Here is a 7,976-nt window from a genome sequence, read left to right as displayed (position 1 = left end):
TCATGAGGTCGATTTTTGGATGTTTGAAATCGAGTTCTTCAGACCTTCCTTAGATACGCAAATTTCCGGCAATCACCGTTGCCGCAGGCCCAAATCAGGCCTGCTTTAATGCGAAATGTATCATTTGTTCGCAATTTAAGGAACCTCTGAACAAGTCCAACGAACCTGTCAGAATATAAGTTATTGAAAACAGTCCGATCCGAGTGAACCCGATGAGCCAGTTGAGTTTTTCCGAAGCCGAGTACGTTGGCAAACGCAAGAAAACGCGCCGTGAGAAGTTTCTGGCCAAGATGGAGCGTGCGGTGCCGTGGAAGCTCTTTGCCGATCTGGTCGATCCGCATTACCCCAAACCGGGCATCGGTCGTCCACCGTATCCGCTGGAAACGATGCTGCGCATCTACTTCATGCAACTGTGGTTTTCGCTGTCGGACCCGGCCATGGAAGAGACGCTGTACGACAGCTTTTCGATGCGCCAGTTTGCCAAACTGCCTGGAGGTCGTGTGCCGGACGAGACCACCATTTTGAACTTCCGTCATCTGCTCGAGCAGCACAACATTGCCGACCAAGCGCTTGAGGCGGTCAACCTGCTGTTGCAGGATCAAGGCATTCAGGTGCGCAAAGGCACCATTGTGGACGCCACAATTATCGATGCACCCAGCTCGACCAAGAACGCCAGCGGCACGCGGGACCCCGAGATGCATCAGACCAAAAAGGGAAACCAGTGGCACTTTGGGATGAAGGCCCACATTGGGGTTGATCTTCACAGCGGGCTGGTCCACACGGTGGTGGGCACCGCTGCCAATGAGCATGATGTTACTCAGGCGGCTGCGTTGCTGCATGGTGAAGAAACGTTGGCTTTTGGCGATGCCGGTTATCAAGGCGTAGACAAACGACCCGAGCACCAAGGGCGTGACGTAACCTGGCACATTGCCATGCGCCCCGGCAAACGGCGCGCCTTGGGTAACAGCGCAATTGATCGTTTGACGCAAAACATTGAGCGGGCCAAATCCAGTCTTCGAGCCAAGGTTGAGCATCCGTTTCGTGTCATCAAATGCCAATTCGGGTTTCGTAAAGTCAGATTCCGTGGACTGGCCAAGAACACTGCGCATTTGAAAATGTTGTTTACGCTGTCCAATATCTGGATGGCACGCCGCCCGTTGACGGCGGTGGCAGGGTAAGTGCGCCCAAAAAGCGCCAACAGGCCCGAAAACGGGCCTGATCGGGGTGCAAACAACCCGAAAGTGGCGATGATTTGAGCAGTTTTTAACCATTTTTGAATACTTTGGTCATGAGGTCGATTTTTGGATGTTTGAAATCGAGTTCTTCAGACCTTCCTTAAGTAAAATTTACCACAGGTATTGTCATTTTCTATGACTTTTATGACAAATCTTTGTTGATATTGCGCAACTTGCCGATTTCGATACACCTTGACATAAAACTTTTTCACAAAATTTACCTCAATCACGCAAACAAGCGTTCAAAACGCGGCGTTCTTCGGGGAATGAAACCGTTTCCAGTGCCCACAATGGCACCTTGCCGACCACTAAATCGGCTCGCTTTCGCTTCCCGCGCGTTTGTCGACAATGTCGTATCTCGGCAACAGTCAGCGGCGCGCCACGATAGATTCCGTCCGACATTCCGCAATGCCCCACGCAGATGACAGCCTGGTCGACTATGCCCCGCTAGTGCGGAAGCTGGCCCTGCAATTGCTCGCCAGACTGCCGGCCAGCGTCGAGCTCGACGACCTGATACAAGCCGGCATGATCGGCCTGCTCGACGCCGTGCGGCGTTACCAGGAAACCGCCGACGCCCAGTTCGAGACCTACGCCACCACCCGCATCCGCGGCGCCATGCTCGACGAGCTGCGCGGCCAGGACTGGCTGCCCCGCAGCGTGCGCGCCAAGGCCCGCAAGATCGAACAGGCCATCCAGCAGCTGGAGCAGCGCCTGATGCGCGCCCCCAGCGAAGCCGAAATCGCACAACAGCTCGAAATCGGCCTGGGCGAATATCAGACGCTGTTGCACGACGCCCAGGGCGTACAGATCGTCCACTACGAAGACTTCGCCGCCGACTCCGACACAGGCGGCGGCCTGGCCGACTGGTCCTCGGCGCTCGCCCACGGCTCGGCCGACGGCAACCCGCTGGACTCCCTATTGGCCGGCGACTTCCGCCAGGCCCTGATCCACGCCATCGACGCCTTGCCCGAGCGCGAAAAACTGTTGCTGTCGCTCTGTTACGAGCAAGGCCTGAACCTCAAGGAAATCGGCGCCATCATGAACGTGACCGAAGCGCGCGTCTGCCAGCTGCGCTCCCAGGCCACGGCCCGCATCCGCGCCAAGCTCAAGGAACAGGCCTGGCAGGAATTGCCGCAGGAAGGGCAGATCGCGCAGGTGATTTGAGGCTGCGCAGGCCGCCCTCTCGCAGCCTTCTCTATATAGGGGTAGCGGACGGCGCGATCGGCGCCCTCTTCTCCCCCCCAGCAACAACAAGAATTTCGACTTTCGCAAAAATTCCCCTAAAGATCGATTTTGGCCTGCCGTAATCCTGGCAACGGAGAGATTCCTAGACACCCGTCGACGAACTTTCCCGTTAACACCGATGGGCGGCCTTGCTGCCCAGTTTGAAGAAGCCTTTCTCTCTTGGGAGCCTCAACATGGCAGTCATCAATACCAACTATCTGTCGATGGTTGCGCAGAACAACCTGAACAAGTCGCAATCGTCGCTGGGCACCGCCATCGAGCGCCTGTCCTCCGGCCTGCGCATCAACAGCGCCAAGGACGACGCCGCCGGCCAAGCCATCGCCAACCGCTTCACCGCCAACGTCAACGGCCTGACGCAAGCCGCCCGCAACGCCAACGACGGTATCTCGATCGCCCAGACGACCGAAGGCGCCCTGAACGAAATCAACAACAACCTGCAGCGTATCCGTCAACTGACGGTGCAGGCCGCCAACGGCACCAACTCGGATACCGACCTGGAATCGATCCAGGCCGAAATCACCCAACGCCTGGGCGAAATCGACCGCGTGTCGCAACAGACCCAATTCAACGGCATTAATGTCCTGGCCAAGGACCAATCGTTGACGATCCAGGTCGGCGCCAACGACAGCGAAACGATCAGCATCGATCTGAGCAAGATCGACAAGACCACGCTGGGCCTCGACAAGCTGGACGTGAACAAGATCGCGCACAGCGTGAAGGCTGGAAACTTCACCACGGCCGCGGGCACCAAGGCTGCAGCGAACGCCACGTTCGCTATCGGCACCGCCGGTACCGCAGCAGCCATTAAGAATGGCACGGTGGTTCAATCGGGCAGCACCTACTACGTCAAGTCCACCGACAACGAGTACTATCAACTGGGTGCTCCTGCCGTGGCCTCCACCGGCGCTACGAGCGTCACCGCGGCTCTTACGACGGGCACCGCCCTCACCGCGGATCAAGTGTCTGCGGCCGGTCTCGCACCGCTGGCAGACATCGACACCGCCCTGCAACGCGTCGACACGCTGCGCAGCGACCTGGGCGCCGTGCAGAACCGCTTCGAATCGACGGTTGCCAACCTGAACAACACGGTCAACAACCTGTCCGCCGCTCGTTCGCGCATCGAAGACGCCGACTACGCGACCGAAGTGTCGAACATGACCAAGGCCCAGATCCTGCAACAGGCTGGCACCTCGGTCCTGGCCCAGGCCAACCAAGTGCCGCAGACGGTGCTGTCGCTGCTGCGTTAATACACTCCAGAAGCCAGGCAGGTCTTCGGACCTGCCAACGTCTCTTCGAAAGGCCCGGGAATACATATTCTCGGGCCTTTTTCCGTCCAACCCCCAACTCTCAGCGACTCGGCCGCATCCCCCGGAAATGGCTGTGTTTTATTGAGCTGATTCACTCATTGCTTTCACGTCCCACAAAGTACTCTGCACGACACTCGCAGGTCTTTAGGCACATCGCATGGTCAAGCCCACTTTTCGTCGCCCCCCTCTCTCTTCCAACCGGCCCAGCGTACCCTCGCTTCAGGCGGCGCTGGCCAAAACCGAGCGCTGCCCGGAGGACGCAAGGGCCTGGCGCGATCTCGGTCAACGATACTTGCTCGAAAACAACCCGCTCAAAGCCCGCGAGGCCTTGACCGCGGCAACGGGCCTACATCCGGAAGACGCCACGGGCTGGGAGCTGCTAGGACAGGCTTGCGCCCAGTTGGCAGACCATCCGGCAGCGCAAGAGTACTACGCCCGGGCGCTAGAGCTCGATAAAAGCAGCGCTGCTGCTCTTTATGGGCTGACCGATAGTCATTACCGCCTGGAGAAGTACGAGCCAGCGCTCGCGTACGCAGAAAAGCTACTGGCAAGCTACCCCAAACATACCGGAGGTTTGCTACGCCAATCGCAGTTGCTCTTCAAACTTCACCGTTTCGACGAAGCCTTGCGCACGGGGCAATGGCTGGTGGAGAACGATGCGCCCAACCGCCATCTTCATCTAAACGAACTGGGCAATATGTGGCGCGATCTGGCCGAACTCGAGGACGCGCAATCCTGCTACAAGCGGGCAGCCAAGCTCACCGACACGGATCCCGCTCCGCTGTCCAATCAGATCACAATGGCGCACTATCTTCCGGATTCGAAGCCTAACGAGATCCTTAACCTGTGCCGCGAATGGGGGCGAAAGTTCGCTCCGCGCACGAAAGCGCCGCGCCAACAAGCCAGCGATCAATCGCCCGGTCGCACGTTACGGCTCGGCATGGTGTCCGACGGATTCCGTCAGCATCCGGTTGGATTCATGATTACCCCTGCACTTGAAGAAATAGGAACGTGGGGGATGGAACTATTCTTTTACACAAGTAGCAATGTCGTCGATCCAATTACTCAACGCCTGATGCGTATCGCGACAAGATGGACTGATACTGGCAATCTTTCCGATGCAGAGTTGGCCGACTCCATCAGAAGGGACTCCATCGACATCCTGATCGATCTTTCCGGACATAACGCCGGGACCAGGATGCGCACCATCGCCATGGAACCCGCACCGGTGATCGTGAAATGGGTGGGCGGTCTTATCAATACGACCGGCGTCGAATCGATCGACTATCTGATCACCGATAGCGTGGAGTCACCGCCTGGCAGTGACGCGTTTTACACGGAAAAACTCATCCGCCTGCCGGATGACTATATTTGCTATCAGCCGCCGACGCATATGCCCGAAGTGGGTCCGCTGCCCGCCGCAAGAAACGGCTACATCACTTTCGGATGTTTCAACAACCCCACAAAGGTCAATGAAGTGTTGCTCGGCGAATGGGCCAAGTTGCTGGCAGCCGTTCCCGGTTCTAAGTTGTTTCTCAAGGGCGCAGCGTTCGATTTCGATCGCATGCAACAGCGGGTCATTAGCGTCATGGCTGCGCACAAGATTGATTCATCCCGCATCCGCTTCGAAGGCCATTCGAATCACGTCAAGTTGCTGGAAAGCTATAACGAGATCGACATCGCGCTAGACCCGTGGCCGTACTCGGGCGGACTGACAACATGTGAAGCAATGATGATGGGAGTCCCTGTGATTACGCTGCCGGGACCTACTTTTGCCGGCCGCCACTCGGCGACCCACTTGGCAAACGCAGGCATGCCGGAACTCATCGTCGGGAGTTGGGACGAGTACCGTCAGCGCGCGATCGAATTGAGTAGCGACCTTAATAGTCTTACGGTCATTCGTCGCCAGCTCCGCACTGTACTGTTGCAGTCGCCCGTATGCGACGCAGCGAATTTTTCGAAACATCTGGCGGCTGCGTTGCGTGCTATATGGCAGCGCTATTGCATAGGCAAGGCACCGGCGGCCCTCGCCTTCACGCCGGAAGGCCTGCCGTGGTTCGAAGATGAAGCAGCACCAACACCACTGCCTGTCCTGGAAAGCAGATCCTCAGAAAGCAAGGAATTCTCCTTCTCGTTTGAGGGACGGGTTATGACCGTTGATCATGGGGCAAAGTCGCTAACTTGTCCGGCCTTCGCACGGGTAGCCTCTTTGAAGGTGGCATCTCCCATCGTCTTCGATCCGACCAGCAAGATTGCCACTGACAGTGCATTTTTGATCAACAAATCCATTGAGCACCATTTTCCCCATGTCGTGCTTGGCGATGGTGAACAAAAGACGCTATATATTTGCCTGGACTCGGAACATAGCGGTACGCTTGAGCCGACCGCAGACGGCTGGCAAACGTCTGCAAGCCAACAGCGAGACCAGTCAAAGGTTTTGGCGAAAATTCCTGTTATCTCCCAACGCCTGGATGATATTAATGGTTTGGACAGAATCGATTGGCTCCTGCTAAGTGCAAATCATGACAATCAATCGATCATCAACGGCGGGAGGAATCTGCTTAGCAACGCGCTAGTAATTCAAGTCCAGGTTCCGTTCACCCAAACTTTCTCCGGTCAGAATCAATTAGGGAACATCCAACCCCTGCTTCATGATCTTGGCTTCCAGTTCCTCTGTCTGACTAATGGACATTATGCTAGTTGCCTGGACTCTGGTTTCGCTGGTTCGGAAACTCTGCCGCAAACACGCTTTATTAGTGCGGACGCCCTTTTCGTGCCTCGAGTCGATCGCCTCGACACGATGCCTGAGAACGCTCTAAGGAAGCTCTCATTCCTTATGCACACCGCTTTCGGAGCATTTGACTTTTCCGCATTCATCTTAGGCAAGATAGATTCCAACGCAGCCCAAGGCTATTTGCATTATTGGCCTGACCCCATAGGGTGGTCCGGTTTCAATCTTAGTTCATGATCGGCCTTGGGGCTATTGCCTGGGCAGATGACGGTGCTGCTCCGCTTGCTGGCGCAGGCCAGATGATGGCCTCGGGTGCCGGTGGCTTGTATCCAAGCGACGAGTGTGGCCTCTCGGTGTTGTAGTACCGCCGCCAGGCTTCGATGATGATCTTGGCCTCGGCGAGGCTGTAGAAGATCTCACCGTCGAGCAGTTCGTCGCGGAGCTTCGAGTTGAAGCTCTCGCAGTAGCCGTTCTCCCAAGGGCTTCCAGGTTCGATGAACGCTGTCTTTGCGCCGACGGCTACGATCCACTCCCGTACAGCCTTGGCGATGAACTCCGGGCCGTTGTCGGAACGGACATGGCCGGGCACACCACGCAGGATGAACAGGTCCGACAGGGCGTCGATGACGTCGGTCGAGTTGAGCTTGCGATCGATGCGGATTGCAAGGCATTCCCTGGTGAACTCGTCGATGATGTTGAGCATGCGGAATCTCCTGCCATCGTGGGTCCGACCCTCGACGAAGTCATAGGACCAGACATGGTTTGGATGCTCGGGTCGAAGCCGGATGCACGATCCGTCATTCAACCAGAGCCGCCCCTTCTTCGGTTGCTTCTGGGGAACCTTCAGCCCCTCCCGCCGCCAGATCCGTTCGACACGCTTGGCGTTCACCGTCCAGCCTTCAGACCGCAGCATCGCCGTGATCCTGCGATAGCCATAACGGCCATAGCGGGAAGCGAGCCGGATGATGTCGGAGGTCAACGCCTCTTCATCGGGCCGGCCTTGCGGCTTTTTGCGCTGGGTCGAACGATGCTGGCCGAGAACCTTGCAGGCAAACCGCTCCGAGACGGAGAACTTCGCCATGACACGATCGACGCAACGGCGACGGCGAGCGGGGCTCAGAAGTTTCCCGAAGCAGCCTCTTTCAGGATCAGCTTCTCGAGTGTCAGGTCCGAGACCGCCTTGCGCAGCCGGTCATTCTCTTTCTCGAGCTCCTTCAGCCGCTTCACCTGGTCACCCTTCAGGCCACCGAACTCCTTGCGCCACCGGTAATACGTAAACTGCGTCACGCCGATCAAACGGACCGCTTCTCCGACAGAACGACCTTGCGACAACAGAACATCGACTTGGCGCAGCTTCGCCACGATCTCTTCGGGTTTGTGCTTCTTCTGGGGCATTCCAACGTCCTCCTACGGCTCAATAGCCTACTTCAGGGAGGACCACTTTTCAGGGGGCAGACC

At 57.2% G+C, this 7,976-nt stretch carries 5 protein-coding genes; 4 read left to right on the top strand and 1 reads right to left on the bottom strand.

Annotated elements, in window-relative coordinates; genetic code table 11:
• The first annotated feature begins 212 nt into the window (after positions 1–212).
• The 4 genes from C1I89_RS00575 (at position 213) to C1I89_RS00560 (ending at position 6,755) form a co-directional block, all read left to right on the top strand.
• Positions 213–1,178 carry an IS5 family transposase gene (locus C1I89_RS00575; protein ID WP_102770808.1) on the top strand — a complete coding sequence of 322 codons (966 nt, stop codon included), beginning with the start codon at positions 213–215 and terminating at the stop codon, positions 1,176–1,178.
• Positions 1,179–1,643: 465 nt separating this feature from the next.
• The gene (locus tag C1I89_RS00570; RefSeq protein WP_102770884.1) at positions 1,644–2,399 is read left to right on the top strand and encodes an RNA polymerase sigma factor FliA; all 756 of its coding nucleotides are present in this window, start codon (positions 1,644–1,646) and stop codon (positions 2,397–2,399) included.
• Between the two features lie 254 nt (positions 2,400–2,653).
• On the top strand, positions 2,654–3,727 hold the full coding sequence (locus C1I89_RS00565; RefSeq protein WP_102770883.1) for a FliC/FljB family flagellin: 1,074 nt from the start codon (positions 2,654–2,656) through the stop codon (positions 3,725–3,727).
• Between the two features lie 217 nt (positions 3,728–3,944).
• Positions 3,945–6,755 carry an O-linked N-acetylglucosamine transferase family protein gene (locus C1I89_RS00560; RefSeq protein WP_102770882.1) on the top strand — a complete coding sequence of 937 codons (2,811 nt, stop codon included), beginning with the start codon at positions 3,945–3,947 and terminating at the stop codon, positions 6,753–6,755.
• Here C1I89_RS00560 and C1I89_RS00555 read toward each other — a convergent pair.
• A protein-coding gene (locus tag C1I89_RS00555) for an IS3 family transposase (protein ID WP_102770881.1) occupies positions 6,745–7,913 on the bottom strand; the annotation gives its coding sequence in 2 pieces (ribosomal slippage) (positions 6,745–7,649 and positions 7,649–7,913; 1,170 coding nt in all). The genes C1I89_RS00560 and C1I89_RS00555 overlap by 11 nt on opposite strands.
• Positions 7,914–7,976: the final 63 nt, after the last annotated feature.

Source organism: Achromobacter pulmonis, assembly GCF_002885955.2.
GTDB classification, from domain to species: domain Bacteria; phylum Pseudomonadota; class Gammaproteobacteria; order Burkholderiales; family Burkholderiaceae_B; genus Achromobacter; species Achromobacter pulmonis_A.
Note: the sequence above shows the minus strand (reverse complement) of the source record. Positions and strands in the feature narration are given on the sequence as shown.